We start from the raw sequence: 26,670 nt of genomic DNA on the forward strand, positions 1-26,670 counted from the left end.
TTTATTGATAAAGAAATGGATCTTGAATTAAGAAAAAAACGTTCTCTTTCTGTGGATAGAAAGATCCAAGAAGAAATTGAAGCTATTCTTGAAATCGAAAAAGAATAGCTGTAGGGGATACAAGATGTGAAGTAGCTGTCTATTTTCGTCCAACCGAAGTTGAGGAGGGGGATATATATGAAAATCTCCGACGAACTCCAGACAACGGCGATCCCTTTAAGTGGGAGGAAGAAACACTTCTTCTTTTAAATGAACAGTTACGACAAAGTGATGAACTTGTCATGAAGCTTTTAAATGAGTTAGAAGAATTACGTCTTCAAGTCAAGCTGGAAAAAGAGAAGAATGCCCAGTATTAAAATATACAAAGAAGTTTCAGTTAAAGATCATTTGTATTTATGTAAATAAAAGGGGAATAACTTAATATCTTTAATTATACTTATTCTAAAATTAAAATGAATATATTGGTATATCAATTATAACGTGGAACAAAGATAATATTTATCCTTTTTGAAATATTGATTTATTATCCAGCATCCAATAGGGTGCTTTTTTGTTGGAAATGCTAATGTAACTTAGGGTTTGAACTTGAGCAAGGATATTGATAAAGTCTATTTTAGGTTATCACATAAACTTAGTGGGGATTAAGTCAAAAGAAAGGAGGAAATTATATTGGGAAAAGAATTACACAACTTATTACAAGATAATGCTACAACCAGCAAAAAGAAGGAGTCCTCTGACATATTGACCATTGACGATTTAAATCTTTCTTACGACGGGCAAAAAACGATATTTAAAAATGTCTCTCTTGAAATAGAAAAAAGCGAATTTGTTAGTATCATTGGACCAAGTGGCTGTGGGAAAAGTTCTTTATTAAATGTTATTGCTGGATTTGTTCAGCCTACCAATGGTGAAATCTGTGTAAATAAAATACCCGTAAAAAAACCAGGACCCGATCGTGCCGTTGTGTTTCAAGATTTAGCTCTTTTTCCATGGTTAAACGTCATTGATAACGTGGCGCTTGGCTTGAAAATACAAGGTGTAGAAAAAAAGGAACGGATTGAGAAAAGCATGGAGGTCATACAATTGGTAGGACTATCCGGTTACGAGCACAAAAGTATTTTAGATTTATCTGGTGGGATGAAGCAGCGTGTCGCCATAGCTCGTACACTCGTGACAAATCCGGAAATTTTATTAATGGATGAACCGTTTAGTGCGTTAGATGCACAAACACGGGAGAATATGCAGGATGAATTGCTAAGTATTCAAGAAAAAACGGGCATGACTATTATCTTGGTTACACATAGCATTGATGAAGCTGTTTTCTTATCCGACCGTGTTGTCATTATGCAAAATGGCGGTGGAGAAATTCTTGATGTCATTAACGTTGCCTTGCCACGCCCCCGCAACGCGGAGGTGCGCTTAACGTCAGCGTTTAATGAATATAAAAGACAGCTGATCCAAAATTTGAAAGAAGGGCATACACATAACGGAGAACAACTAGGTTCTGGTATTTAAGATATGGAGGAAGAAATAGTGAGTAATTTTGCAGTGAAAAGAAGAAACATATTTAATTTTTTAATAATCTTAACCGTATTTACGGCCATTCTTGCAGGATGTGGATCGAGCTCAAGCAATGATCAAGCAGAAGAAGGATCTGATGAAACAATCCGTATCGGCTACGTTAATATTGTATCGAATGCACCCGCTGTTGTAGCGGAAAATGAAAAGTTGATTGATAAACAAGGGCTAAAAAGTGAATTTTATTCTTTTTCAAACGGTCCTGATTTATACAAAGCATTGTCTTCAGGGAAATTAGATATTGCGTATGCTGGCGTTCCTGCAGCTGTGAACTGGGCGTCACGAGGAGCTGAAATCAAAGTCATTGCAAAAGTAAGCGATGGGAAATTTGGATTGATGGTCAATCCTGAATCTGGAATTAAGAGTGTTGAGGATCTAAAAAGCAAAAAAATCGGTTCCATTGTAAAAGGGAGTGGAGCAGACATTCTGCTTAGAGGGCTTTTACTGCGGGAAGCCGGTTTAGCGGAAACGGATGTCACAATTACGCAAATGCAAATGCCGGCCATGGAACAAGCCATTGTCAAGGGAAGTGTAGACGCAGCTGTCGCTGCTGAACCTTTTTTATCTATTGCTGAATTGCGGGGCTTGGAAGTGATTAAGGAAATACCGGATCCCGCTCTCGTCGTATTAGCAACAGATAAGTTTTTGAAAAATCAGCCAGAAACGGTAGAAAAGTTTCTGGAAGGCCATAAAGAATCCATTGCCTTTATTCAAGAAAACCAGGATCAAGCGGCTGACATTCTTGTCAAAAACTTTAATGTACCAAAGGTTACAGATGAAAGCGGTAAAGCATGGGAATCAAAAGAAGTCTTACTAAAAGCATTAGAACGCCATTCCTTTGATTATAAAATAACAGATGAAGATTTCGCCTTTTATCAAGAAGTGGCTGATATGAACCATCAGTTAAAAATGATTGAACAGCCATTTGAAGTAAATACGTTATTTGATAGGAGCTGGGCAGAGTAAAATGGTGAATACGAAAAAGTGGTTGTGGGGCAGTTTATCAATTCCATTTCTTTTCATCGTCTGGATCGCAATCGCAAGCCGCTATCCAGATCTTATTTTTCCAGGTCCTCTCGTTGTATTAAACGAATTTTCCGTACAGCTGTCATCTGCTGATTTTTATGGCCATGTTTGGATTAGCTTATACCGGTTAGGAATCGGTTTTAGTATTGCGGCCGTTAGTGCTTTTTTAGTTGGCACCTTAGCAGGCTTGAGTCACCCTTTTCGTTTGTTTTTAAATCCCATCGTGTCATTTTTCCAAGCCACGCCACCGATGGCATGGGCACCGTTGTTTATTCTCTTGCTTGATTTAGGAAATGCGCCGATGATTGCTGTCATTGTCATGGCGGCCTTTTTTCCAATCTTAGTTAATGTAATGCAAGGGATGGAGTTAATTAAGCAATCGCATATTAGGGCAGCGTTGAGCTTTGGGGCCAACCGCTTTCAATTAGCCCGCTATGTCTATCTGCCTGAAGTAATGCCGGCTGCTTTTACTGGAATTATAACTGGTTTCGGGATTGCCTGGCGATCCTTAGTGGCTGCCGAAATGATCGGTGGAGATGCCGGACTCGGATGGCTGATTTCCACAAGCGGCCAGATGGCAAATTCATCGCTCGTAATGGTCGGTATTATTACAATCGGATTAATGGCTTTATTTTTTGAAATGGTTTTGTTACAGCCTCTAAAGAAACGATTTATTTCCTGGGCGCCGCGGTCATAATCAGAAATGGGAGGTAATCTTTCAAGATGAAAGTCGCAAAGAATATCACAGAATTAATAGGAGATACACCCGTGGTTCGGCTTAATAAGCTTGTTCCCCGAAATGCGGCAGATGTTTATGTAAAGCTCGAAATGTTCAACCCTACTAAGAGCGTCAAAGACCGTGCAGCCTTTAACATGATTGCAGCTGCCGAAGAGCAAGGGTTGCTTAAACCAGGCGATACCATTATTGAGCCTACGAGCGGCAATACAGGGATTGGCCTTGCCATGACGGCTGCCGCCAAAGGATACCGGGCCATCTTGGTTATGCCGGATAACATGACGAAAGAAAGAATTAACATTTTAAAAGCGTTTGGCGCGGAAGTAGTATTAACTCCAAGTGCAAAAAGAATGCCTGGAGCAATTGAAAAAGCCGAAGAACTGCACCGGCAAATCCCGGGAAGCTTTATCCCCCAGCAATTTGAAAACCAGGCAAATCCAGACATTCACCGTACGACAACCGCGGTTGAAATAGTTGAACAAATGGAAGGGCGTCTCAATGCCTTTGTGGCGACAGCAGGAACAGGAGGAACCATTACTGGCACAGGGGAAGCGTTGAAAGAAATGATTTCTGGTCTCCATATTGCCGTTGTGGAACCAAAAGGGTCACCGGTTTTGTCTGGCGGTAAGCCGGGCTCACATAAATTAGTTGGAACGAGTCCTGGCTTTATTCCTGATATTTTAAATACGGACGTCTATGACGAAATTATTCAAATTGCTGATGAAGATGCGGTGGATACATTTAAAAAGTTAGCCAGCCAGGAAGGTCTTTTTGTTGGGCCTTCGGCAGCGGCAGCGGTATTTGCGGCTATTCAATTGGCAAAGCGTTTAGGAGAAGGTAAGCGGGTGCTTTGCATTGCTCCGGATACGGGTGAGCGTTATTTAAGCATGAACTTATTTTAGGAGGAAGAATTATGAAAATAAGGGTAAAACAAATACAAAACTTTCAGCAGCTAGCATCTGCCAATTCAAGAAGCGTCGTCATTGATCAAGGAACGGATAGAGGTGGAGAAGATCTAGGCTTTCGTCCTACTGAGCTGTGGATGATTGGATTATCTTCTTGTTCAGCAACAACCATGACACGTTACGCAAAAGAACAAAATTACTCCCTTACTGGACTTGAAGTTCATGCAGAGGATCGACTGAATGAGCAGGGCTACATCGAGGCGATTACATTTCAAGTAACGCTTGAAGGGGATTTATCACCGGAACAAAAAGCAGATTTGCTTGAATACACAAAAGTAAACTGCAAACTCCTCCGTACAGTAAGTCCCGATATTGCGATTTCATATGAAGAAGTAAAGGAACTAAAAATGATGAACGCTGCTTGTTCATTAAAAGATGGAAGCTGTTGCATGTAAGAGGAGTCCATTAAAAAAGCCGAATTTCCGTTAATCTAGGAAATTTGGCTTTTTGTGATTAGTTACCGATTTAACAGCGTGAAATTTTAATGGTTAAAGATAAGTTTGTACTACAGACACCGGTTTCCGGAAGACCCAGTTCTACTTTCTCAGCAGCTGCATGAGCACCAACAAGGAGTGCTATAATGTATTGAACCTGCTCATACCCCGTTCACCATTAGAAATGTTGGAGCACGTCTATAGCTTTTTAATCCTGCAATATAAGAGTTCTTCTCGGACTTTCGGAGTTTTTTTACCATGTGGCCGGACTGTTCCAAAGTTGTGGAAGAAGTCAGAATAAGGAGCGGACTTTGCTCTTGTTGCCGAAAATAGCTGCTGTTAAGTTAACTATATAAATTGAACTAAAAGATTCACAGTCTCCACTTTCACACTTTCAGGGTATACATTCAGTAAAAACCCTTAAAAGGATGAGCGATGATGAATCAGGAACAGGCAACCAATGAACTAAAGGAAGCCGTGAAAAAGGCTCAGGGACGACGCGATTTCGAACGATACCAGGCTGTTCTTGGCTACCAGAAAAAAGAGATTGCCCAGATCATTGGACGCTGTCCTCACTCGTTTGGCCACTATGTCCAAGCATATGAAAAAGGCGGAATCGATGGCCTTCTTCAAAGGGGTGTGTCCACCGGAAAGCCGTCCCGATTGACGTCGGAACAGAAGCAGATCCTGTTGGAAACGGTGGCGTACAAGACGAATCAACTCGTAGAGTTCTGAATGGAAAGACATCGCGGTTTGTTTGCCGTTTTTCAAGATGTTTATCACCTGTACCCCGTGTGGTTTCGTTAAGAATAGCTTATTAAAAAAGGAGTAAAAGAAAAACACCCGAAAGAGAAATTCTTTCGGATACTTCCTTTAAATGCAAGTGTTTTGCAGGACTCTCCGCTTTGAGACGGTGTTTATTTTTTGCAAAAAAAGTGTACGTCATGCAGAATTTCGTCATTTGAATATTATTTCATTGACATCGATTCTCATTATCATTTATGATGTGTTTATGAAATATACTATTAGTTGAGCAACAAATAAAGTGGAAATGAAAAAAAGGTCGATTTGGCATTATAAGGAGAGAAATGAGTATGATAACTTTCACAAAGAAAAAGTTACTGGCTATAGCAGCTGCTGCTTTTATGATAAGCGGCTGCAGTTCTAATGAAGGAGCATCTAATCAAGCAACTGCTGATCAAACACAAGAAACTGTCAGAATTGGGTATCCGAATATTTTATCGGTGGCACCAGCCATTATTGCAGAAAAGCAGAAATTGATGGAAGAGCAAGGGATTAAAGCTGAGTTTTATCAATTTGCAAACGGGCCTGATCTTAACAAAGCATTGTCTTCTGGGAAATTAGATATCGCTTATACAGGCATACCAGTTGTTGTGAATTGGGCGTCAAAAGGGTCGGATATTTCGGTCATTGCTAAAGTAGGCGACGGAGAATTTGGACTAATCGCAAAAGAGGATTCGTCCATTACGCAAGCCTCTGATCTAAAGAGTAAAAAAATTGGGTTTTTGGGAAGAGGGACCGGATCGGATATTCTTGTACGAGGCTTTTTGTTACCGGAGGCGCAGTTGGATGAAACATCGGTAAGCTTGATGGAAATGAAAATGCCGAACATGGAACCAGCGATTACGAAAGGAACAATTGATGCGGCTCTTTTAGGAGAACCGTTCGTGACATTTGCTGAACTGCGGGGATTAAAGGTTGTTCAAAAAATTCCGGACCCTGCTGTCGTTGTTGTCGCTCATAATGAATTTGTCAAGGAACACGGAGATGCAGTGGAGAAATTCATGCAGGGGCACCAGGCATCCATTGATTATATTAATGAAAAACCGACAGAAGCGGCTGCTGTCCTGGCCGAAGCATTTAAGGTTCCCGAGATTGAAGCAGACGGAAAAACATGGACACCTGCAGAAGTGATGGAACAAGCGCTGGCAAAACAAAAGTATGAAGCCGGGTTTTCCGATGATGATTTTTCATTCTATCAACAACTTGCGGATGCCAATTATCAGTTGAAACTCATTGATAAACCGTTTGGAATTAAATCGGTGTTTAATTTGAAATGGATGAAGTAAGAGAAAGGAAATCAGGGGCTGTCCCGAAAGTCGGTGAAAACGGACGAGGGACAGCCCTCTTTTTTATGGAGGCGGGATGTTGACTCCCGACGGCAGGATGAACGCAAATGATGACGGGAATTGATTGAATGACGGCGGGACACCGACTAAAATTATGATTTGTAAAGACAAAAAAAGAGGAGCCAGGCTCCTCTCACACGCAACAACTTCCATCTTCTAATGAACAGTTAGCGTTCATCATTTTTAGTTCCTTTACTTCTTCATATGAAATCGCAATATCGGGACTTACTGTACAGAGAAGTTTGCAGTTTACTTTTGTGTATTCAAGGAAATCTGCTTTTTGTTCCGGTGATAAATCCCCTTCAAGCGTTACTTGAAATGTAATCGCCTCAATATCACCTTGCTCATTGAGACGACCCTCTGCATGAACTTCAAGTCCAGTAAGGGAGTAATTTTGTTCTTTTGCGTAACGTGTCATGGTTATTGCTGAACAAGAAGACAGTCCAATCATCTACAACTTGGTAGGACGGAATCCTACGTCTTCTCCGCCTTTATCCGTTCCTTGATCAATAACGACACTTCGTGAATTGGCAGATGCAAGCTGCTGAAAGTTTTTTATTCGCTTTACTCTTGTTCTCATGACTCTTCCTCCTAAAACAAATTCATACTTAAATAACGCTCACCCGTATCCGGAGCAATGCACAGCACTCGCTTGCCTTCTCCCAGATGCTTGAATAGCCGCAAATACCGCTGCCGAAGGCCCAATAAAAAGACCTTCTTGGCTGGCTATATAAATTGAACTAAAAGATTCATAGTCTCCACTTTCAGGGTATATATTCAGTAAAAACTCTTAAAAGGATGAGCGATGATGAATCAGGCATCGAAACATGTAGACGTAATGTTGCCCGTACTGTTCACGAATCGCTTGGAGCTCCTTTAACAAGTATTCGGTTTATTGTGGACGAAATTCCTAAAAATCGCTTTGCGGTGGGGGATACCTTAAAAAGTGAGATGCCGGAATAGGAAGATGCAAATTGCTTGATTACAGAGGTCTTGCTGAATATTTAATCAAAGCCGAGAAACAGAAACAGGCGGTTTCTTGCATTTCCGATCAACACGCAGATTTTAGTCTGTCAATGGGATACAAGGTGCAGCAGGGGTTAATTTAAAAACGGAGTCAGGCTGCAAGGTGACAGCCTACAAGATGGGTCTTACCAGTCAGGCGAAAATGAAGCAAATGAACGGGAATGCCCCTATTTACGGGTATATTTTTGACTATATGGATGTTCCGGATAAAGGACAAATAGCAAGAGAAGATTTTATCCATCCAAAGTAAGGCAATGGCTTACATCCTGCAGGAAAATGGCTATGATACGGTTGATGCCAATGAAAATTTAGGCTTTGTGGATAATTCGAGAAATTATGACGATGCGCTTAAAGTACTGAAAGCACTAAGATCTAAACCAGTTACACTCATGACCAATAATCCCAAAAAGCTAGAAGCATTGAAGGATGCTGGTTTGAAGGTGTCAGGCAGACAGCCGTTATGGGGGGACATATCAGAATTCAATGAGAACTATCTCCAAACAAAAGTAAAACGTTCCGGTCACTTAGAGGAAGAAGGTACTTGTCCAAATGATTAATGATGAGTTTTATATGGATTTAGCTTTAGAAAATGCATAAGCTGAGAACTAGAAGCGCCTGCTTCGATTGTTGAGTTTTGTGATTGTAAATGTGCCATTTTTACCGGCCGAACACCGGGTTTCAACAGGGATAGAAGCATTGACGCTTTATGGTGTTTTTCTGATTTTGCTTTCATCGGATATGATGAAAAAGTAGGCCATTTTCTTTGGGGAAAATTCATTTATTCGCACTGCCAGGGTATTTGTAGCAATCTTTTATGGCCTGTTGATTGGTTCAAACACAGCTACACCTATTATGCTCATGTACGTAAGCACATCACTGCTTGTCCTGGAGGCGTTTTTTCCAAAAAGATTAAATGTAGTTTTTATGCAAAAAGGTCGCCATTCTGTCAAAGGAGGATAATCAAGCACAGATTTTCTAGTTATGGAATAAAGTGGAAATGTCGAGTGTTTCCTTGTGGCTCTACATATATTTTTGTTTTATGTGCTAAATTCAAATAATTATTTTAAATTGTTAAGTGTACTCAAGGTGAACTTTGCCCCATTAAGGTTAAAAGAAATACATTAGATTTTAAGCAACAAGATAATAAAAGAGGGGATTACGGTCAACGAGAATACAGGATATAGGCTTTCTGTAGAAAACTTAAGTTAAATATAGATCATTTAATTACTAAAAAGCTCTGTGGTTTGGAGTTAGTATAATTTCATGGACACAATTTAATTAAGTCCTTACCATTATTTTGAGAGGATGTGTCCGAATTGGAACGTAAACCTACAGGCAAAAAAGATAACGATGACTTTAAGAAAACGATTATGGATTTGTATCATTCCGGCAGCCTGGTTAAAGAATTAAGCAGAGAATATGGCGTATCAGAAGTTCGGATAAATAGGACAAGAATTAATATTTTTCTAAAACTTTTTAGGGAAGAAAGGAGGGAGGATGCAGTTGCACCAGATATAAAGGAATTACCAGCTTCAGCGGAAGTGTTAAGTAAAACAGCTCAAGAATTAAAAATGATAATAAGGAAATTCAGAGCTTTAAAAATTTTTCCTCACTGATTTAACTAACACCAGTGAGGATTTTTGATTAGGAAAATAAAAAAATAAAGAATGTTTCAAATGTAATTAACGATGAGTTATTGACTTGCTACAGAACCACCGTCAACGCGAAGATTAACACCATTAATAAAGGAAGCCTGTTCTGAAGCGAGGTAAACCACTGTTGATGCTACTTCTTTAACTGTTCCTGGTCGTTTTAATTCTACGTGCGGGCGGTTTTCCTTTAAGAACTGTTGAACCGCTGTATCAAAATCGACGTTCTGCTTTGCAGCTAAACCTTTAAGCATATCCTCCAAAAGAGGCGTCATGATAAACGCTGGAGAAACGGTATTTACTAAAATTCCTTCCGATGCATAAGCTTTGGACAAGCTTTTTGTAAAGTTAATAAGGGCTGCCTTCGAAGCATTGTAGTGTGGCATGAAGGGATCAGGCTGCACTCCGGATTCTGACGAGATATTGATAATGCGGCCATATTTATTTTTTCTCATATAAGGAATGACGGCTTTTGTGACACGTACTGTTCCGAATACGTTCACATCAAAAAGGCTTTTCCATTCTTCTATATCAATGGATTCAAAGTCATCAAAACCAGAAGCAATTCCTGCATTGTTTACAAGGATATCTACTTTTTGATAACGATCAATAGCAGATGAAACCAGATAATCTACGTCTTCTTGTTTTGTTAAATCAGCCTGGACTGTATGTATATTCCCACCCATTTCTTCTATCTCTTTTTTTGTATTGTTTAATTCTTCGATACCTCGGCTGCAAATCACAACATTGGCACCTTCTTCTGCAAATGCTTTTGCAATTGCTTTGCCAATACCTTTGCTTCCACCCGTTACCAGTACCGTCTTATCATTTATGTTGAGATCCATCTTAAAACCACCTTCTTGTTAGGATAAAATGCTAATGTGTAGTTCTGACCTAGAATATCATAATAGCTCTCCGCGTATTGACCTTGTCAATAAGGCATTGATTTTTTCACTTCGAGTTAGGTTTCTACAATGTTTTGGCTGGCATAAACATTAAAGCACTGCCCATTTGCAGTTGTATGTTTCATTATTAAATACAGCTAAGTATATAGCTTTACCTATCTTAAAATGTACTACATAAGGACAAATGGCGTCCAGAAAACTGCATTGATAGAGAAAATATTCTCAAGATTAGAACGTAGCATGGATTGTCAACACTAAATCAGACAACTTTCTTAAAGGACGATCGTTTATATTCAATTGGGCTACATACCCCAGTGTTCCATGAATTCTCAGCTTGTTAAACCAGTTAAGATAATCACTGAATTCAAGCGTAAGATGCTCTAAACTATCAAACTTCATCTGGCTGATAAACTCTAAATGTGGCTTCCATCACGGCATTATCATATAGGCAGCCTTTCATGCTTATAGAGTGGCTAATTTTGAAGGCCGCTAATGCTTCGTCGATGAGCTGATACGCCTACGAATATTAACATTTTGCCTCCTCAATTTGCATTGAGGAGGCTTTTTTTGTCAGCTTTACTTAGGATGCAAACCATTCCCCTTAAGGTGGAAGTAAGAGAAATCAATGAAGAATGAACATGGTAGAAAAAAGAAGATAGATATTTCATAAGAAGCAGAGCAAAACTGTTTACACGGCAGTCAGAGGTACATTTTTTCAGCTCTGAAGTAATATGTAGGAATGTTTCATCATACAGACACAACCGAGATTGTATACCGAGTTAAGGGAGGTGAAGATATAGGTCCAAGCGGGAATTTAAAAAACGAATAAAGGCTAATCGTATTTGTAAAAATACCTTAAAGGCAGGTGAGGTGAAATGAACCTAACGGAAAAGCAAAAGGCGTTCATCAATCATTATTATGCCACCTTAAGTGAAAAAAACGCGATTGCCACCGTTGAACAAATGGTTGAAGCATTTGTGGTTCTGTACTTAGAAGCGAATGATCATTATGAAAGAGAAAAAGCGGCTTATTTTATTTTAACGCTCCATCCTAAGGAAAAGTTGACCGGCTTCGAAGAACTGATCGACGTTCAAGAGTTATACCAATACGCTGCAGCTAAACAAAAGAGAGTGAAGAACGGAGCAAAAGAGGCGCAGGAGAGAAGGCACCGGGAGCGGGGTGATTTTTCTTTGACCGATTCGGAGTGGGAGAAAGCCGTCCATCATTTCGGCCATGAGTGTGCGTATTGCGGAAAAAGAAATAAATTAACATTTGAACACGTTGTTCCGTTTTCAAAAGGCGGCAGCTTTGACAAGAAAAATATTATTCCAGCATGTACCGTATGTAACTCCAGCAAGAACGATATGGACTTTTCTGTTTGGTATCGAAATCAGCTGTTTTACGACGAAACAAGAGAGCAAAGAATCATAGCATATTTAAGTCAGGTAAATGAGCCAAGTTCTGCGTTGAGCAGTTAAGTAAATAATGATAGAGAGGGAGCTGCTTAGAGTTCTCTTTTTTTCATTTGTGTAAAACGTATCCCTGCTGAATGGAGGGGCATGCAGAAACAGGAATGCATATTGATTTGACAATCGGCACAATGATTGAAATTCTACGCGCAGCTCTTACAGCGGACCAGATGGCAGCAGAAGCGGACTTTTTCAAATGACTCTTAACCCAGACGACTTTTGGATTTAGCCGCGACGATAACTAAGGTAATAAGGGAATACGTTCAATTAACACACCCTTTTCAAAGAAGGGAGAAAAACATTAATGAAAACTAGAAAAAAACGATGGCTTCTTACTGGCTTTTTCATACTAGGAGTTGGCCTTCTTACTGGCTTTTTGTTAAACGCTGGCAGTTATCTTTTAACTAAAGAATAACTAAAAAAGTCAGAGGCCATCATCGTTCTTAGTCCGGGGATAGAAAGAATTGAGAGCTGAAGCAACGATTGTAGGGGCATATGATACTACTATTTATACTATTTCATACACTCCAACTACTGGCGGAGAAAGAGTGGAAGATCATAAGTGGGTGATTCATGAAGAATTGCAGGATGCTGGTGAGGCACCTTTAGAACCTGGAACTGAAGTTACAGTAAATGTAGATCACATGGAAGGTATGAATGGTGCAACAGCTGAAATTGATTCAGCAGAAGAGACCACTGTCTATATGGTTGATTACACTTCGACTACTGGCGGTGAAGAAGTTAAAAACCATAAATGGATAACAGAAAGTGAATTATCACCGGCTGAATAATATTTGAATTAAAGCTTATTGAATAACGGGACTGTTTTAAGAACTCCCAGAATAAAAAATCCAGAAGATACCTTTTTAGGCATCTCCCGGATTTTTGTTGTTGTTGAATAGTATTTCTCCTGGTTAATTTGCATGGGTTTTATCCATCCTTTAAAAAGTATCTATGTACGTATCTTCACACGATTTCGTATGTTATGGGTATTGCAAGAGTATCTTTAGTTCATACTTGTTACTGCATCACTCAAAATACCCTAACTCCTGAGCAATAAAGCGGCTTTTATACTCAGGTCCCCGCCTGGCTGTTTTTTATGCTTTGCGAAACTTCACAAAGATTTATGCTAACAACATGCTCCTACATCACTTATCGTTTCCAGTAAAACTTTCTTGATCATTAAATGTTGTTTCTCTTCAAATCGGTTCACCAACACATCCTCTGGAAAAAATCCGCAAACAGCTTGCGGCTCTCCGAAAAGATCAATTTGATGACTGGATGCTACTTCATCCTTTTTCTCATTCCGGATACTGGAATATTCAAAAAAGAGTCCATTCCGTTATTCAATTCGCTTTTTTTTATTTCTTATTGTTTTGTAACGTATGTGTATGTTAATGTTTTCTCTTAATTATTCTAAAAATTAACTATATATTTCTTGTTCTGTTTTTTAATGATTATAATAATTTTATAATTTTATATATTTAAATAAAATTTTGATTTTTTATTTTAAATATTTATCATATAAATTTTTAATCATTTATAATAAATGAAACAAAGAGACGCTTTTTTTCACTAGATTAGATCAAATAAAAATAGGTTTAATTAAATAATGATATAATTAAATAAAATATGAATGATAAAAATAAAATATGAATGATAAAAATAAAATAAAAAAAACAGATAGAATCATATATATAAAATTTTTCAAATGATCATCTTATTATATAAAAATAGAGATGATCGCATAGAAAAACAATTGAAAGTTTTCCGCAGACAAAAAAGAGAGGGAACATTCATCCGAAGAGATAGGAGGAAGACATATGTTTGAACTGAACCCGAACAGCCAGCCGCTTTTTCCGGCTGACCGGATGGAAGCAGCCATGCAGTTGCTTGAACGGATGGATCGGGCTGAAAAAGAAAAAGAAGATCCGTTTTTTTATTTCAATGATAGAGATGTGCTTCATTATTATCTGTACCGCAGTGTCAATTTGAATAAAGAAGCAGAACGTTCGGATCGGACCCTAAAAGAGTACGAAAGGGAGCTGTCTCAACTGATCCAAAATTTATTACAGTTTCGAGAGGAAATCGGGCTGAATATTGAGCGGATTGAAGAAGGATCTTTATTTAAAAGCCTCGCGCCAAGGCATCTGCGGCGCTACCAGTCCTGGCTTGCAGAAGAAAGCCCGCATGTGAAAAAGAAAGGGGCTTATTCAGCGGCAACTCTCGCGCGCAAAACGACCATCCTTAAGAGTTTCTTTCATTTTTTGCACGAGAATCGCTATCTCAAGCAACCGATTCACCAAGGTTTGCGCCCGGCAACGGTTCGGAAAGATGACCGGCCGAACCGTGACTTGGGACCAAGGGAAGTCATTCAGCTGCTGAACTACTATAAAGACCGTAATCCGATTATGTTTACTTTGATTCATGTGCTGGTAGGGACCGGTATGCGGAATGATGAGCTGTGCCGCTTAAAAGTATCGGATGTCCGATTTGATCCCATCCTTGGCGGTTTTTATTTACATGTAATCGGAAAGGGGAACAAACAGCGGGATATCCCGCTTCGTCAGAATGGTAATGGATAGCGTTGTGCTGTACCGGAAAACTAGGCTCCTGCCGGCAGACTTTCCAAGCAGCAGTGATGAACCTTTGTTTCCGAACAGCCGGTGGAAAGCGTTCCGCCCATCTTACTTTGCGACCATGTTGGGTAACGAAATAGAGAAAGTACCGATCTTGTCAATCCAGGCGCGGAAAAAGAGAATCACACCACATGAGTTCAGACATAGCTTTGCGATTATCAGCTACATGAACAACAGTGATGTGTATGCGATCATGCGTGCTTTGGGTCATGAAAAAATCGAGACAACGATGATCTATTTACAGAAGATCATGGAGCGGGAGCAGCATGTGGTTCATCAGTGGAAAGACAATGCGCTCGGACGATATATATAATAGAAGAAACACGGAAAATAAATGAGATTTTTCATCTTAAAAATGAAAATCCCATAAGTTTTCCGGAATATATATCCTTATAAATAAGGCTCTGTTATTGTTGATTTTCTTTATTCAAAGAATAGGGAGGACCTGAAAATAAAATAATTAACCGATGCTAACGAGGAGGAATTTTTGTGTCTTTAAATTTCGGAAACGAAGAATTAAATAGAATAATTGAGACAAAACCCGTTGGAGATTTTTACCCATACAATCTTAAAGAATACAACCATCGCGCTGTAAACGATTATATCTCTAAAGCGGTTGGTTCATTGGCAATGATAAAAAATATTAAATATGAAGGTGACTTTGAAAGCTATGGAAGCGGTTACGCTTCATGTGTAGATGTTTTTCTCTAAGAAAAATATGGTAGTTATTCTGGTGAACGAGATGGTGTATTGTGGATTGATGGAATTAGAATTTATCTGTGTCGTCTTGCTCCTGTATCTGTTATTGGGGAGCGCTAAGTTACGAAGCATGCAAGAGGAGGAGGTAGTGATTATATGGGAAGTAACACTGTCGATTTTTTACCACCAGGTGACTGGAATGAATAGGCCGAAGGAATAAGGAAAGTGTTAGGACGGTACTGTTTCAAGGTTTTAGACCGTAACTATGTTAGTCAACCACTACCTTTTGAAACAGAAATACCTACAATCCTACCGTATAAATTATTGATGCATTTTTTTATTGGGAAGATTAATACATGCAACTAATATTCAAAAATCAACAAAAAGTTTCAACAGAGCTATAAATAAAAGGAGGATTTTTACCTTTATTAATGTCTTTGCATTCTTAATTAATATCTTTTTGAGAAGAATGATTTTTCTAAATGTAAAAGAAGACGAAGACATAATTTACTGCGAGTAAAGAAAATAATCATATCGGACCAAATAATTCGATGAATTTTTAGGTATTTTACCTTATAATCATTTACATTAGTAGGTTAAATGTGGTAAGTTTGTAAGTAGTTAGATCGTTTTAAATTATTTGTGAAAAGGCAAACCCGTCGAAAGGCGGGGACGCAAAGCCACAGGTCTAAAACCTAAGTAATAGGTTAGACGGCTGGGTTACCACAGTCTTTCTTATCTTTTAAAAGTTCTAGGAAAAATTATATTTTTCAGATCAGTAAAACATTACACCTAGAAAAGATCACTAGACTTTTAATTAGCTTATAGAGCTTAAGACTACCCAGCCAAGGTAGTCTTTTTTATTTTTTACTTGTATTAGAATTTTAATTCTGTGATTAAACGTATGGAGAATCTGTTGCTCAGCTTCGATCTTTTTTAATGTTTATTTTGATTAATGAGTTTTTAATGAAAAGATCAATTGTGAAAAGGTGTAACATATAAAATCGCTTGTGAAGTGGCAAGCCGATCTTTCGCTATTTTAACGCAGAATCCGTATTTAAATACCGTTAAGGGAAACGAGGAGATTTAACGATGGAACATATGCATGGGACTCACGATATGTCATTGGTTGTTCTTTCCTATATTATTGCTTTTATGGCTTCGCTTACAGCCCTGGATCTAGCCAGAAGAGTTAATTTCTCAAAAGGCTGGAAAAAGAAAATATGGCTGATAAGCGGGTCATGTGCAATGGGAATTGGGATTTGGGCCATGCATTTTATTGCTATGCTGGCCTTTAAATTGCCAGTTGCTATAAGTTACAATGTGTTTCTCGTTGTTACATCTATTGTTGTAGCTATTGCTGCATCTTTATGTGGCCTCTATTTTATTTGTCACCCTAGAATGAGTATGCTGAAACTATGTCTAGGCGGTACTTTTATGGGATTAGGGATTAGCGGTATGCACTACATAGGCATGCTGGCAATGAAAGGTCTTTATATTACATATCATCCCGCCCTTTTTGCCATTTCGCTTTTCATTGCAATAGGTGCCAGTATTATTGCATTAATGCTTGCATTCCAGTATCGAGATAGTCAAAAGGGTATGAGCACCAAAGTTAAATTTGTTAGTGGGATTGTTATGGGCGTTGCGATAACTGGAATGCACTATACCGGAATGGCTGCCGCAAATTTTCAGGCTAGCCATGACAGCATAATAGGCGGAACAGTAGTCAATTATGATATTCATGCAATTGTCATTTCTATTGCGGTAAGTGTAGTTGTCATTTTAAGTATTGTTCTTGTGAGTTCCTTTATTTTAGACCAGAGGCTTGGTGAAGAGATAGCATTTAAAGGGGCCATTCTCGAATCTGTTTTGGATTGCGTGATCATTATCGATCATCAAGGAAATATAGTGGAATGCAACCCTTCGGTAGAAAGGATATTTGGTTATTCCTATCGGGAAATTGCCGGCCAAAACATGGAGACACTTTTTTTGTGTTCATCATCCACCAATATTTCATTTTCCTCGCCATTCATTCAGGACTATGAAGAAATGATGCTTAATAGACGCTTAGAACATACAGGGGTTCGGAAAAATGGAGAGGAATTTTCTGTTGAAATGACCGTCACAAGAATAAAAAAAGACGGACCCCCTGTTTTTACTGTTTATGCTCGTGATATTACAGATTTCAAAAAAGCAGAGGAAACAATCAGACATATGGCGTACCATGATACTCTCACGGGTTTACCCAATCGGAGAATGTTTAATGAAAAGCTTACAAAATCAATAACTGAAGCCCAAGAAAGCAACACCATGGTTGCCGTAGGATTCTTAGATTTAGATCGATTCAAAATTATTAATGATTCATTGGGACATGCTTTTGGTGATTTACTATTATGTAATGTTGCAGAAAGATTGCGTGGATGCTTGGATACACACAGTGTAGTATCTCGCAATGGAGGGGATGAGTTTACCTTCATCATTAAAAATGCCACTGAACAAACGGCTGCAGATGCCGCTCAACGGATCATCGATTCCTTGATCCAGCCTTTTCACCTTGAAGAACATGAAGTATTTATCACTACTAGTATGGGGCTATCATTGTATCCGGAAGATGGAAAAGACAGTGAAACACTCATGAAAAATGCAGATGCTGCTATGTATAAAACGAAGGAGCAAGGGAAAAATAATTTTTCATTTTTTAAACTAGAAAGTAATATGAATTATCAGCAGTTAGAGTTAGAAAACGAAATGCGCAGGGCGATAGAACATAATCAATTTGTTGTTTATTATCAACCTCAGTTTAACATTTATACCCGTCAAATTATCGGAGCAGAAGCATTGGTCCGCTGGAATCATCCAGAACGGGGATTGATTCAGCCAAAAGATTTTATTCCACTAGCAGAAGAGACAAGATTAATCATTCCTCTAGGCAATTGGATCTTGCACACCGCCATTTCTCAGTGGGAAAAATGGCAGAAACAGATGTATCCATTACAGCTTTCGGTCAACCTGTCAGCTGTTCAGTTCCAACAGCCGGACGTAGTAAATGTAATTAAACAAACGCTAAAAGAAGCAGGATTAAAACCATCACTGCTTAATATTGAAATTACAGAAAGTATGGCTATGATAGATGTGGATGCCACTATTAGAATATTACATAATTTAAAAAGTATTGGAATCAATATCAGTATGGATGACTTTGGGACTGGACATAGTTCGCTCTGTTATTTGAGAAAGATGCCAATTGATGAGCTGAAAATTGATAAATCCTTCATGAATAACGTAATTCATGATCCTGAAGACGCAGCAATAGTAAAGGCCATTATTTCAATGGCCAAAAGTTTAAATATTGATGTTATAGCAGAAGGGGTCGAGAATGAGGACCAGAAATCGTTTTTAAAAGAACAGAAGTGTACTAAGGCGCAAGGATATTTATTAAGTCCTCCTGTACCAGCAGAAGAATTTACAGCATTAATTAGGAGTCAACAATAAAACAGATTATTTTCTCTTAATGTTCGATAACTAACTTAAACAATATCCGTTAAAATATCGGTTTTTGTTAATTTGATGTCACCCTGATTTGAGGCCGGATGAAGTGATTCAGTTGCTCGACTATTTTGAGGATCGCAACCCCATTATGTTCAGCTCGCTTCATGTATTGGCAGGAACTGGAATGAAAAACAATGAACTGTGCCGTTTAAAAGTATCGGACGTCCGCTTTGATCCAATACTCGGCGGCTTTTATCTGCATGTATTCGGAAAGAGGAATAAACAGCGGGATATACCGCTTCGGGATAAAGTAATGGACAGTATTGTGAAGTATTGGAAAATCCGGCTTTTATCAGCGGAATTTCCGTCTGATAGCGCTGAACGACTATTTCCAAACAGCAGGGGGCAGTATTTCGCCCGTCTTACTACCAATGAATCCACACAAGATTTCTAAAACTACTAATATAAACATAAAAGAAACTCCTTTATAGATTAATACCAAAATTAAAATTGGCTGAACATTGAAATTCAGAAAAAAATGTAAGCGAAAAGAGGAGGAGCTTTTAGCGTATAAACAACACGCTGTTAATTCAATATTTCTGCCAACTGTCATTTCCGAGTTTAAAATGGTTCTTACGCAAATCTGGTGAATTGATTCAATGGTCTGTTCTTTGAATGCATCTGTTGCCTTAAAGCGCCTACGTGAAAATACAGGTCGTTCATCCATATTAAGATAAGTAGTGACCGTTCTTCTGTTTAATTGATATTCCCTTGAGATTCTGAAAATATTCTTTCCTTTTTTATGCGCCTTCTGAATCTCCTGAATAAGCTTCCATTTTTCGTATTGCCGTTCTTTCATTCTCTGTTCAGTACGCGTCAGTGGAATGGCTGAAATAGGCTAGTACGGACGCTCTACATTTAATGCGATCATTGCTGGCACCAGGGCAGGAAGAAAGGAATCTAGCTGCTTTTTGGCATTTCTGATAAAGTGCCACCGGCCATAAACTTGAGTGATTTGATTATTCGCCGGTGTAAATGCTTGCCGGAAGCTGTTAAAACCGCCCTGGCTGACTACTTGAATAAATGGATGCTGCATCAGCCAAGTATCGAATTCGTCTTTCACCAAATCTTCGTAAGAACTACGTTCATCTTGACATTTATATTATGTCGCATTCAAACATACACAGTAACACAGGCTTTATCCCTTACTTCTCAAGGGATAAAGCCTGTGTTATTTAAGAAGAAGGATTTACAATGCTACATATTGAATAGTAAAGTTACAAGGAGGGAGTTTCATCTTTGTGCCTTAATGAAAGCGGTTGCTTTCTAGCTGTAAAAAAGAGAGGGTGTTATGGTATGAGCACGTCTATCGGTCTTAACATTTATTCTGCTTACCGTGAATTAAACAATGATTTTATTGGAACGTTGGAGAAAATAGCGGCGATGGGATATCAAAATGTAGAATTGATTTCTGCTAATTTTTCAACAGGTGAACGTTTCAGCGACACATTTTCCACCCGGACTATTAAAGAGAAATTGGATGAGCTGGGTCTCAATGCATTTGCAGCGCATGAAGGAGTGGCGCCAGGGCAGGAAATAAAAGATGGCGATTGGGATCACGTATTAAAAGTCAATGAGGAACTGGGCTGCCGTTCTATTGTTTTTCCGATGGCATTTATTGATGGGTATGATGACACGATGAGAGTGGCTGAGCAACTGAATGAAGTCGGCAAGAAATGCCGGGCTGCAGGAGCGGATTTTTATTACCATAACCACGCTCATGAATTTAAGCAGCTAAACGGAACTTCTTTATTCGATCTTCTTGTGAAACATACAGATCCAGACTATGTAAAATTTGAATTAGATCTCGTCTGGGTCACGCGCGGTGGTTACGATGCACTGGCCGTACTTGAACAGCTCGGAAGCCGGTGTGATATGATCCATCAAAAAGATCTGGGTAGACAGGTAGAGCATCCGAATGTCTTTGACGTAGCTGATAAAGCGGGTGGAGTGATGGACATTTATAAAAATCATGTCAAGCCGGATGATTTTGTAAACCTGGGAACGGGGATTGTCAATTTAGAATCGGTTTATCAAAAGGTAGAAGAATTAGGAACGATCCGCTGGGCCATTGTTGAAAATGAAGGCGTGCAGGGAGACAAATTTGAAAGCCTGGCCAGTGATTTGAACGTAATGAAACGATATGTGCAGGGCGGATATATTAACGCTTAAATGAAGAATAGGGGATGAGAAGTATGTCGAATGCAAAACAAAAGTTGAAAATTGGAATTATTGGGTGCGGGGGAATTGCTAATCAAAAGCATATGCCGGCACTGGCAAAGCTGTCGGATTTAGCGGAAATGACCGCATTTTGTGATGTGGTTGAAGAGCGAGCTCAGCTGGCGGCGCAGGAATTCGGCGCAGAGAATGCAGCTGTGTATACAGATTATCAGGAGCTTTTGCTGGACGAATCCATTGATGTGGTGCATGTACTGACACCGAATTTGCAGCATTCTTTCATTACGGTCGCGGCACTTGAAGCAGGCAAGCACGTTATGTGTGAAAAACCGATGGCGATCAATTCAAAAGAAGCGAAAGAGATGCTTGAAGCAGCAGACCGGACCGGCAAAAAATTGACGATCGGTTATCAAAACCGCTTCAGAGAAGATTCACAAGTACTGTATCAGGCGTCAAAAGAAGGAGAATTTGGCGACATTTATATGGCAAAAGCACATGCGATCCGCAGACGGGCTGTTCCGACGTGGGGTGTGTTCCTCGATGTAGAACAGCAGGGTGGCGGACCGCTTATCGATATCGGAACACACGCGCTTGATTTAACGCTTTGGTGCATGGACAATTATACACCAAAGTCTGTCACCGGCTCTGTTTATCATAAACTTGCTGACAAATCTGAAGGAAATCTGTTTGGGCCTTGGGATCCAGAAACGTTTAAAGTGGAAGATTCCGCTTTTGGTTTTATTCAAATGGAAAATGGGGCCACTATTATTTTAGAATGCGCATGGGCATTAAATACAACTGACGTCCGTGAAGCGATGACATCATTAGCTGGTACAGAAGGAGGAGCGGAAATGAAAGCCAGTCCTTCTGGCCAATATGGTACGTCTGAATTGGTGTTTAACAGCACGAAATACGGGAAGTTCATTGAAACAAAACCGGCAACAGGCGGTGGAATTGCGTATTTTGATTCCGGTGCTGAAGCTCCAGAAGTTTCTGAAGCCCGCCAATGGCTTGAGTGTGTCATTCATGACACTGAACCGTTGGTCAAACCGGAACAGGCATATGTTGTAACACAAATTTTAGAAGCAATCTATCAATCAGCTAAAACCGGCAAAACAATCGAGTTTTCCAAAGACGGCGATCTGCTGACGGTAAATTAAGAACAGCCCTTTACAAAATGGACAAAAAGGCATTTCATCAAAAGATGAAATGCCTTTTTTAATGAAATGTGCAGAGCCTTGTCAGTTGAAAATGGCTCCGATAAATTCTCAAAAGTCAGAAAATTGTCGTTAGAAAGTCGTTTTAACGGTAGGAAAGGATTTTCCTTTTTTATATGATAAGAACAGGTTACAGGAACAAACGTTCTTATAATCTGATCCTCTATGGCTTGAGGTGTCTGATAGCCGATGCTGCTGTGAATTCTGTTTCTGTTGTACCAGCCTTCTATAAACTGAAACATGGCCAGCTTTGCTGCCCGATAGTCTGTATACTCCGTGTGATAAACTTCTTCTTTCTTTAATATAGCGTGAAACGACTCTATACAGGCATTGTCATAAGGACAGCCTTTCTGGCTGAAAGACTGCTTGATTCCGTGTTTTTGGACATGCTGAGTAAACTCACTGCTGGTGTATTGTGAGCCAAGATCAGTATGAAGAATTAAGCCCCTTTGGGGCTTTTGAGAAAAACAGGCTTTTTGGAGTGCTTCGATCACCAATTCCGCTGTCATAAAACGAGAAAAAGAATAGCCAACGATTTTTTCGAATGCAGATCCAATACAGAGGCCAGATAGCACCAGCCGTCTTTTACCGTAGGAATATACGTAATATCCGCCACCCATTTCTCATTGATCGTGCAGGTAGAGAAGTCTTGTTTTAAAAGATTACCCAGCTGAACAACCTTTTCTTTTGAGGGGGAAGGACGGTATTTTTTCTTGGTAATCGAACGGATGCCTGCCTTTCTCACTAAGCGCTGGAGACGCTTTAAACTCAGACAAAACCCGCTGTTTAATAAGGTTTTATGAATTTTCGGAGCGCCATAACGTGCTTTGCTTTCCAGGTGAATCCGTTGGATCTCCTTCGTCAATTTCTGGTTTTCCTGTTCACGCTTTGACGTTATTTTTCCAAGGGAACCATAGTAGCTGCTTCTTGGCACGGTCAGTACTTCGCACATTTTCTGGATGGGGTATTGATCCTTGTGTTCCTCAATAAAATTGTTGAGCTCTGCTTCCGTTACTTTTTCGCGAATATGGCCATAGCCTTTTTTAGGATTTCCACCTCCTGTTTTAACCGAAGGTTTTCTTTCTGGATCAGGGCCTCTTTCTCTGAAGCGATAGGGGTAAAGTCTTTCACCCATTTATAAATCGTTACGTCGGATACGCCATATTCGCTGCTTAATTCTTTAACTGGGCTTCCAGAATGATACAAATCCACAATCGTTTTCTTAAAGTCATCGTTATATTTTTTACCTGCAGGTTTACATTCCAATTCGGACACATCTTCTCAAAAATAATTGTAAGGACTTAATTAAACTGTGTCCATGAAACTATACTAACTCCAGTTTAGTGAAACAAGTAGGTATTCTTGAAAGGAAATCGAAGTAGTTAATATACTTGAGTTAAAGGAGGGAATTAAATGAGAAATTCTACGAGAGATATTTATAATAAGTTAGCCAATACATATCAACACGATGTTGATGAGGGTAGTCCTTATAACGCTTATTATGAACGCCCAGCTATGCTGACGGCTTTGCCACCCCAATTAAAAAGAAAAAAGGTGCTTGATGCCGGTTGTTCGGCTGGATGGTATTCTTCTCAATTATTTCAACAAGGGGCAGAAGTTACTGGTATAGACGTAAGTCCTGAAATGGTTAGAGCAGCGAAGGAGCGTTTAGGAGAAGAAGCGACATTCCTTTGTCATGATCTTCAAGAAACCCTTCCGTTTAAGGATGATTCCTTTGATGTGATTGTAAGCTCGCTTACGCTTCATTACCTAAAGGATTGGACTTACACATTTCAAGAATTTAATCGTATTCTAAAAGAAGGCGGAACCTTATTATTTTCGGTTCATCACCCATTTATGGACTATACAAGCCATAATTGCGAGGATTACTTTCAAACCCAATTCTTAACAGAAACCTGGAACAAACCTAATATTACTATTGATGTCAGCTTTTACAGAAGACCTATGCAAAGCATCATAAATGAAACTACGCAATTTTTCAATCTCGATAAACTGATTGAACCCCAACCGCAAGAAAAGATGAAAGAAGTGAAAGAAAAATCTTATCACTATCTCATGACCAGCCCTCATTTCCTTATAGTAAAAGCTACGTCAAAAAAGTTTATGGAAATATAACGAATAACTTGAGCTTCTTGTCTCCTACAATCGGGCACAATTGTGGAAGAAGCCTCTTTTCTTATTCAATTAACGGGGGCAAGAGTCTAAGAACCGGCTGCTGTTCCGGCCGGTCTTTTTTTCCTCACTAAAGAGCAGGTTAGCAAAACAAAAGGAAATAAAGTAAGCTGAATAGACATAATGCAGGAATGGAATAAGAGGTGTTATTTTCAAAAATGATACAGCAGATTAACTTGTTAAAGTCTAAAGGAATCCTTGTTACGAAACTGATAAGCAAAAAAGAAGATTTACGGAAACAGTGGGAAGAAGCATTTGCCAAGCACCTTAGCAAATCCCAAAAAGGAAAAATTTATTTTCATCAGCACTTATGGCATGTATTTAGCTATAATAAACTTTCTTGTTTAGAAGAACAAAAAGCAAGGGATGCATTTAATAAGGTTAAGAAAAAAGGTTGTTATATTTTTTACCGTGACAATCAAAGTGTATTATTGCTTGAAAACGCTAAAATTCTAAAGGCAGAAGACATATTAAAAGATGTTGACGATTGTTTAGAAGATGTTTATGTAGTGGATAAAGATTTTACATGGACATATGTTTTTACTCATGAGGAATATTGTGGACCATACTTTTATCAGTCAAAGAAGGAGTAGAGAATCCTTCTTATTCAAGTAGTAGGTGCAAGAGTTTAAGAGCCGGCTGCTGTTCCAACCGGTCTTTTTTCTTCTTCAACTAAAGGGCAGTTTAGTTTAACAACGTATGGTTCCATTGATAAGAATAACAATATAAAACCCCCGTTCCCAAAAACGGGGGTTTTATATCGTATAGTGTATAACCATACTTAATCGAGTTACTATTTCTCCAGAATTATGATAAGAATGAGGTCTATCCGCTTTAAATCTTATAGAATCTCCAGTTGATATGGTATATTCAGTATCATTTACTCTTACTGTTAATTCACCATCAAAAACAGTTAAAAACTCTTCAGTTCCTTCTCCATGGGATTCCGAACTAAGATACCCGCCTTTTTCTATTTCAATGGAATAAACCTCAAATCGTCGATTATCTTGGAATGGGAAATAAGCATATAATCGGTATTTCCCATTATCCTCTGTTAGTGTTTGTACCTCACTTTTTAGGACTACCTTTGTATCAGGCTGCGGTGAATTTACTAGTGAAGTAAACGAAATTTTTAACCCATTTGCTATTTTCCAGATCGTTGTAATGGTAGGACTAGATTCACCTCTTTCAATTTGTCCAATCATCGTTTTACTAACCCCAGTAAGCTCAGCCACTTTTTCAAGGCTTAATTTCTTACTTTCTCTCAAAGCCTTTAAATTCTTTGCAACGATGAGATTAATCTCTTCCATAAAAACACTCCTTAGACTGTATACAATATAACGTCAGTATCGTACAATAAAACGTAAGACGTTATAATGACTTTTTAGACATTATAACATACATTCGGAGGAGGATTTATTTTGCCTACATTATCATTTTTGTTATACGTTTTTGTTACTACTTTTACTCCAGGTCCTAACAATATAATGGCAATGTTATCAGCTAATAAGTACGGGTTCAAAAAAACGATAAAGTTTTGCTTAGGAGTTGGTACTGGTTTTTTTGTCGTTATGATATTGTGCAGCTATTTTAATTTGTTATTAAAAAATACCATTCCTAAAATAGAATTCGGAATGACTATCTTTGGTTCTATCTATATGTTGTACTTAGCTATAAAGATAATTTTTAGTAAGGAGGATAATAAGGAAAATGACCATAAAAATAATAATGGCTTTTATACAGGAATGCTTTTACAGTTCATAAATCCCAAAGTTATTTTGTATGGAATCACAGCTATATCTACATTTGTCATACCATTTTACAGTACTAATATAAGTTTAATTTTATATTCACTGTTTCTTGCTTTTGTCGGTTTTGCAGGCACTGTTTGCTGGAGTTTGTTCGGTTCCTTGTTTCAAAAATTCTTAACAAGATATAAAAGTCATTTTAATGTGGTTATGGCTTTATTACTTCTATATAGTGCCGTATCCATATTTTTAGAGAAATAAGTAAATCAAAAAAGTTTGTGAAATATTGCAATTAAACAAACGGGGGCGTTAGTTGAAAAATCGAACCATAAAACTCATTTACTAACGCAACATAATTACTTGATCTGCCCCCCGTCAAGTAGACACTCATAAAGAGCTACATAGCCTTCACACGATATTCAACAGGGGAAGATTATGTAGTTTCTTTTGACACCTTGAGGTGTTATAGAATTCGATGTATTTATGTATGGCTTGTTCAATTTCAA

Annotated in this window: 26 protein-coding genes, 6 pseudogenes and 1 riboswitch; of the genes and pseudogenes, 23 read left to right on the top strand and 9 right to left on the bottom strand. The window is 38.7% G+C overall.

The features are described from left to right. Positions 1–669 precede the first annotated feature (669 nt). The 5 genes from NLX67_RS20865 to NLX67_RS20885 are packed head-to-tail and all read left to right on the top strand — an operon-like array spanning position 670 to position 4,700. Positions 670–1,515, top strand: coding sequence for an ABC transporter ATP-binding protein (locus NLX67_RS20865; protein WP_254313344.1), 846 nt, complete (start codon positions 670–672; stop codon positions 1,513–1,515). Positions 1,516–1,533: 18 nt separating this feature from the next. Then, a complete protein-coding gene (locus tag NLX67_RS20870) occupies positions 1,534–2,544 on the top strand; it encodes an ABC transporter substrate-binding protein (protein WP_254313345.1) in 1,011 nt (336 codons plus the stop codon). Between the two features lies 1 nt (position 2,545). Further along, positions 2,546–3,301 carry an ABC transporter permease gene (locus tag NLX67_RS20875; protein ID WP_254313346.1) on the top strand — a complete coding sequence of 252 codons (756 nt, stop codon included), beginning with the start codon at positions 2,546–2,548 and terminating at the stop codon, positions 3,299–3,301. A gap of 26 nt (positions 3,302–3,327) precedes the next feature. Further along, a complete protein-coding gene (gene cysK / locus NLX67_RS20880; RefSeq protein WP_254313347.1) occupies positions 3,328–4,242 on the top strand; it encodes a cysteine synthase A in 915 nt (304 codons plus the stop codon). Between the two features lie 11 nt (positions 4,243–4,253). Beyond that, complete coding sequence (locus NLX67_RS20885; protein WP_254313348.1) at positions 4,254–4,700, top strand: OsmC family protein; 447 nt, start codon at positions 4,254–4,256, stop codon at positions 4,698–4,700. Between the two features lie 70 nt (positions 4,701–4,770). Here NLX67_RS20885 and NLX67_RS20890 read toward each other — a convergent pair. Then, positions 4,771–5,024, bottom strand: a pseudogene (locus NLX67_RS20890) (glutamate synthase); the annotation flags it as partial. Positions 5,025–5,174: 150 nt separating this feature from the next. On the opposite strand from NLX67_RS20890, the gene NLX67_RS20895 reads away from it, so the two are divergent. Further along, on the top strand, positions 5,175–5,474 hold the full coding sequence (locus tag NLX67_RS20895; RefSeq protein WP_254313349.1) for a helix-turn-helix domain-containing protein: 300 nt from the start codon (positions 5,175–5,177) through the stop codon (positions 5,472–5,474). A 359-nt stretch (positions 5,475–5,833) separates the two neighbouring features. Continuing rightward, a complete protein-coding gene (locus NLX67_RS20900; RefSeq protein ID WP_254313350.1) occupies positions 5,834–6,829 on the top strand; it encodes an ABC transporter substrate-binding protein in 996 nt (331 codons plus the stop codon). A 193-nt stretch (positions 6,830–7,022) separates the two neighbouring features. On the opposite strand, the gene NLX67_RS20905 is transcribed toward NLX67_RS20900, so the two are convergent. The 3 genes and pseudogenes from NLX67_RS20905 to NLX67_RS20910 all read right to left on the bottom strand — a co-directional run. After that, positions 7,023–7,340 carry an OsmC family protein gene (locus NLX67_RS20905; protein WP_256520060.1) on the bottom strand — a complete coding sequence of 106 codons (318 nt, stop codon included), beginning with the start codon at positions 7,338–7,340 and terminating at the stop codon, positions 7,023–7,025. Further along, on the bottom strand, positions 7,341–7,469 hold the full coding sequence (locus NLX67_RS22935; RefSeq protein ID WP_256520061.1) for a hypothetical protein: 129 nt from the start codon (positions 7,467–7,469) through the stop codon (positions 7,341–7,343). Positions 7,470–7,480: 11 nt separating this feature from the next. Then, positions 7,481–7,619 (bottom strand): annotated as a pseudogene (locus tag NLX67_RS20910) (cysteine synthase A); the annotation flags it as partial. A 399-nt stretch (positions 7,620–8,018) separates the two neighbouring features. On the opposite strand from NLX67_RS20910, the gene NLX67_RS20915 reads away from it, so the two are divergent. The 3 genes and pseudogenes from NLX67_RS20915 (at position 8,019) to NLX67_RS20925 (ending at position 9,531) form a co-directional block, all read left to right on the top strand. Beyond that, positions 8,019–8,165: a hypothetical protein gene (locus NLX67_RS20915; RefSeq protein WP_254313352.1), complete on the top strand. Its 147-nt coding sequence runs from the start codon at positions 8,019–8,021 to the stop codon at positions 8,163–8,165. Next, positions 8,149–8,472 (top strand): annotated as a pseudogene (locus NLX67_RS20920) (GTP cyclohydrolase II); the annotation flags it as partial. The gene NLX67_RS20915 and the pseudogene NLX67_RS20920, both read left to right, overlap by 17 nt. 759 nt (positions 8,473–9,231) lie before the next feature. Continuing rightward, complete coding sequence (locus NLX67_RS20925; RefSeq protein ID WP_254313367.1) at positions 9,232–9,531, top strand: hypothetical protein; 300 nt, start codon at positions 9,232–9,234, stop codon at positions 9,529–9,531. Positions 9,532–9,608: 77 nt separating this feature from the next. Here the strand turns inward: NLX67_RS20925 and NLX67_RS20930 are convergent, their stop codons facing one another. Together NLX67_RS20930 and NLX67_RS23365 are read right to left on the bottom strand one after the other, a co-directional pair. Continuing rightward, positions 9,609–10,409 carry an SDR family NAD(P)-dependent oxidoreductase gene (locus NLX67_RS20930; RefSeq protein ID WP_254313353.1) on the bottom strand — a complete coding sequence of 267 codons (801 nt, stop codon included), beginning with the start codon at positions 10,407–10,409 and terminating at the stop codon, positions 9,609–9,611. Between the two features lie 288 nt (positions 10,410–10,697). Next, positions 10,698–10,877, bottom strand: a complete 180-nt coding sequence (locus NLX67_RS23365) for an IS3 family transposase (RefSeq protein ID WP_375143439.1) — start codon at positions 10,875–10,877, stop codon at positions 10,698–10,700. 467 nt (positions 10,878–11,344) lie between these two features. Here NLX67_RS23365 and NLX67_RS20940 point away from each other — a divergent pair, with 467 nt between their 5' ends. The 8 genes and pseudogenes from NLX67_RS20940 (at position 11,345) to NLX67_RS20975 (ending at position 19,222) form a co-directional block, all read left to right on the top strand. Further along, positions 11,345–11,947, top strand: a complete 603-nt coding sequence (locus NLX67_RS20940) for an HNH endonuclease (RefSeq protein WP_254313354.1) — start codon at positions 11,345–11,347, stop codon at positions 11,945–11,947. Between the two features lie 86 nt (positions 11,948–12,033). After that, positions 12,034–12,135, top strand: a pseudogene (locus tag NLX67_RS20945) (putative PEP-binding protein); the annotation flags it as partial. A gap of 273 nt (positions 12,136–12,408) precedes the next feature. Continuing rightward, positions 12,409–12,729: pseudogene (locus NLX67_RS20950) on the top strand (YdhK family protein); the annotation flags it as partial. Positions 12,730–13,761: 1,032 nt separating this feature from the next. Then, positions 13,762–14,523, top strand: a complete 762-nt coding sequence (locus tag NLX67_RS20955; protein WP_254313355.1) for a tyrosine-type recombinase/integrase — start codon at positions 13,762–13,764, stop codon at positions 14,521–14,523. Beyond that, on the top strand, positions 14,516–14,890 hold the full coding sequence (locus tag NLX67_RS20960; protein ID WP_254313356.1) for a tyrosine-type recombinase/integrase: 375 nt from the start codon (positions 14,516–14,518) through the stop codon (positions 14,888–14,890). Before NLX67_RS20955 ends, NLX67_RS20960 begins: the two co-directional genes overlap by 8 nt. 176 nt (positions 14,891–15,066) lie before the next feature. After that, positions 15,067–15,288, top strand: coding sequence for a hypothetical protein (locus NLX67_RS20965; protein WP_254313357.1), 222 nt, complete (start codon positions 15,067–15,069; stop codon positions 15,286–15,288). A 627-nt stretch (positions 15,289–15,915) separates the two neighbouring features. Continuing rightward, positions 15,916–16,004: riboswitch (cyclic di-GMP riboswitch) on the top strand. Between the two features lie 364 nt (positions 16,005–16,368). Then, complete coding sequence (locus NLX67_RS20970) at positions 16,369–18,771, top strand: bifunctional diguanylate cyclase/phosphodiesterase (RefSeq protein ID WP_254313358.1); 2,403 nt, start codon at positions 16,369–16,371, stop codon at positions 18,769–18,771. Between the two features lie 103 nt (positions 18,772–18,874). Beyond that, positions 18,875–19,222 carry a tyrosine-type recombinase/integrase gene (locus tag NLX67_RS20975; protein ID WP_254313359.1) on the top strand — a complete coding sequence of 116 codons (348 nt, stop codon included), beginning with the start codon at positions 18,875–18,877 and terminating at the stop codon, positions 19,220–19,222. A gap of 444 nt (positions 19,223–19,666) precedes the next feature. On the opposite strand, the gene NLX67_RS20980 is transcribed toward NLX67_RS20975, so the two are convergent. After that, entirely contained in the window at positions 19,667–19,891 is a 225-nt protein-coding gene (locus NLX67_RS20980; protein WP_254313360.1) for a hypothetical protein, read from the bottom strand. Between the two features lie 233 nt (positions 19,892–20,124). Between NLX67_RS20980 and NLX67_RS20985 the strand changes: the two genes are divergently transcribed. Together NLX67_RS20985 and NLX67_RS20990 are read left to right on the top strand one after the other, a co-directional pair. Next, a complete protein-coding gene (locus tag NLX67_RS20985) occupies positions 20,125–21,000 on the top strand; it encodes a sugar phosphate isomerase/epimerase family protein (RefSeq protein ID WP_254313361.1) in 876 nt (291 codons plus the stop codon). Between the two features lie 23 nt (positions 21,001–21,023). Continuing rightward, positions 21,024–22,166: a Gfo/Idh/MocA family protein gene (locus NLX67_RS20990; protein WP_254313362.1), complete on the top strand. Its 1,143-nt coding sequence runs from the start codon at positions 21,024–21,026 to the stop codon at positions 22,164–22,166. Positions 22,167–22,369: 203 nt separating this feature from the next. Here NLX67_RS20990 and NLX67_RS20995 read toward each other — a convergent pair. After that, positions 22,370–23,489 (bottom strand): annotated as a pseudogene (locus NLX67_RS20995) (IS3 family transposase); the annotation flags it as partial. A 147-nt stretch (positions 23,490–23,636) separates the two neighbouring features. Here NLX67_RS20995 and NLX67_RS21000 point away from each other — a divergent pair. After that, entirely contained in the window at positions 23,637–24,359 is a 723-nt protein-coding gene (locus NLX67_RS21000; protein WP_254313363.1) for a class I SAM-dependent methyltransferase, read from the top strand. A 215-nt stretch (positions 24,360–24,574) separates the two neighbouring features. Beyond that, positions 24,575–25,009: a DUF4275 family protein gene (locus NLX67_RS21005; RefSeq protein WP_254313364.1), complete on the top strand. Its 435-nt coding sequence runs from the start codon at positions 24,575–24,577 to the stop codon at positions 25,007–25,009. Positions 25,010–25,171: 162 nt separating this feature from the next. On the opposite strand, the gene NLX67_RS21010 is transcribed toward NLX67_RS21005, so the two are convergent. Further along, positions 25,172–25,726, bottom strand: coding sequence for a helix-turn-helix domain-containing protein (locus NLX67_RS21010; RefSeq protein ID WP_254313365.1), 555 nt, complete (start codon positions 25,724–25,726; stop codon positions 25,172–25,174). 111 nt (positions 25,727–25,837) lie between these two features. Here NLX67_RS21010 and NLX67_RS21015 point away from each other — a divergent pair, with 111 nt between their 5' ends. Continuing rightward, positions 25,838–26,425, top strand: a complete 588-nt coding sequence (locus tag NLX67_RS21015; RefSeq protein ID WP_254313366.1) for a LysE family transporter — start codon at positions 25,838–25,840, stop codon at positions 26,423–26,425. Positions 26,426–26,670 lie beyond the last annotated feature (245 nt).

The organism is Domibacillus sp. A3M-37 (genome assembly GCF_024213455.1).
Taxonomy (GTDB): domain Bacteria; phylum Bacillota; class Bacilli; order Bacillales; family Domibacillaceae; genus Domibacillus; species Domibacillus tundrae.

Coding starts and splice junctions, on each gene's coding strand:
- NLX67_RS20955 (WP_254313355.1), top strand. CDS start 13,762: ATGTTTGAACTGAACCCGAACAGCCAGCCGCTTTTTCCGGCTGACCGG.
- NLX67_RS21005 (WP_254313364.1), top strand. CDS start 24,575: ATGATACAGCAGATTAACTTGTTAAAGTCTAAAGGAATCCTTGTTACG.
- NLX67_RS20885 (WP_254313348.1), top strand. CDS start 4,254: ATGAAAATAAGGGTAAAACAAATACAAAACTTTCAGCAGCTAGCATCT.
- NLX67_RS20930 (WP_254313353.1), bottom strand. CDS start 10,409: ATGGATCTCAACATAAATGATAAGACGGTACTGGTAACGGGTGGAAGC.
- NLX67_RS20985 (WP_254313361.1), top strand. CDS start 20,125: ATGAGCACGTCTATCGGTCTTAACATTTATTCTGCTTACCGTGAATTA.
- NLX67_RS20900 (WP_254313350.1), top strand. CDS start 5,834: ATGATAACTTTCACAAAGAAAAAGTTACTGGCTATAGCAGCTGCTGCT.
- NLX67_RS22935 (WP_256520061.1), bottom strand. CDS start 7,469: ATGAGAACAAGAGTAAAGCGAATAAAAAACTTTCAGCAGCTTGCATCT.
- NLX67_RS20895 (WP_254313349.1), top strand. CDS start 5,175: ATGATGAATCAGGAACAGGCAACCAATGAACTAAAGGAAGCCGTGAAA.
- NLX67_RS20940 (WP_254313354.1), top strand. CDS start 11,345: ATGAACCTAACGGAAAAGCAAAAGGCGTTCATCAATCATTATTATGCC.
- NLX67_RS21000 (WP_254313363.1), top strand. CDS start 23,637: ATGAGAAATTCTACGAGAGATATTTATAATAAGTTAGCCAATACATAT.
- cysK (WP_254313347.1), top strand. CDS start 3,328: ATGAAAGTCGCAAAGAATATCACAGAATTAATAGGAGATACACCCGTG.
- NLX67_RS20990 (WP_254313362.1), top strand. CDS start 21,024: ATGTCGAATGCAAAACAAAAGTTGAAAATTGGAATTATTGGGTGCGGG.
- NLX67_RS20970 (WP_254313358.1), top strand. CDS start 16,369: ATGGAACATATGCATGGGACTCACGATATGTCATTGGTTGTTCTTTCC.
- NLX67_RS20960 (WP_254313356.1), top strand. CDS start 14,516: ATGGATAGCGTTGTGCTGTACCGGAAAACTAGGCTCCTGCCGGCAGAC.
- NLX67_RS20905 (WP_256520060.1), bottom strand. CDS start 7,340: ATGATTGGACTGTCTTCTTGTTCAGCAATAACCATGACACGTTACGCA.
- NLX67_RS20875 (WP_254313346.1), top strand. CDS start 2,546: ATGGTGAATACGAAAAAGTGGTTGTGGGGCAGTTTATCAATTCCATTT.
- NLX67_RS21010 (WP_254313365.1), bottom strand. CDS start 25,726: ATGGAAGAGATTAATCTCATCGTTGCAAAGAATTTAAAGGCTTTGAGA.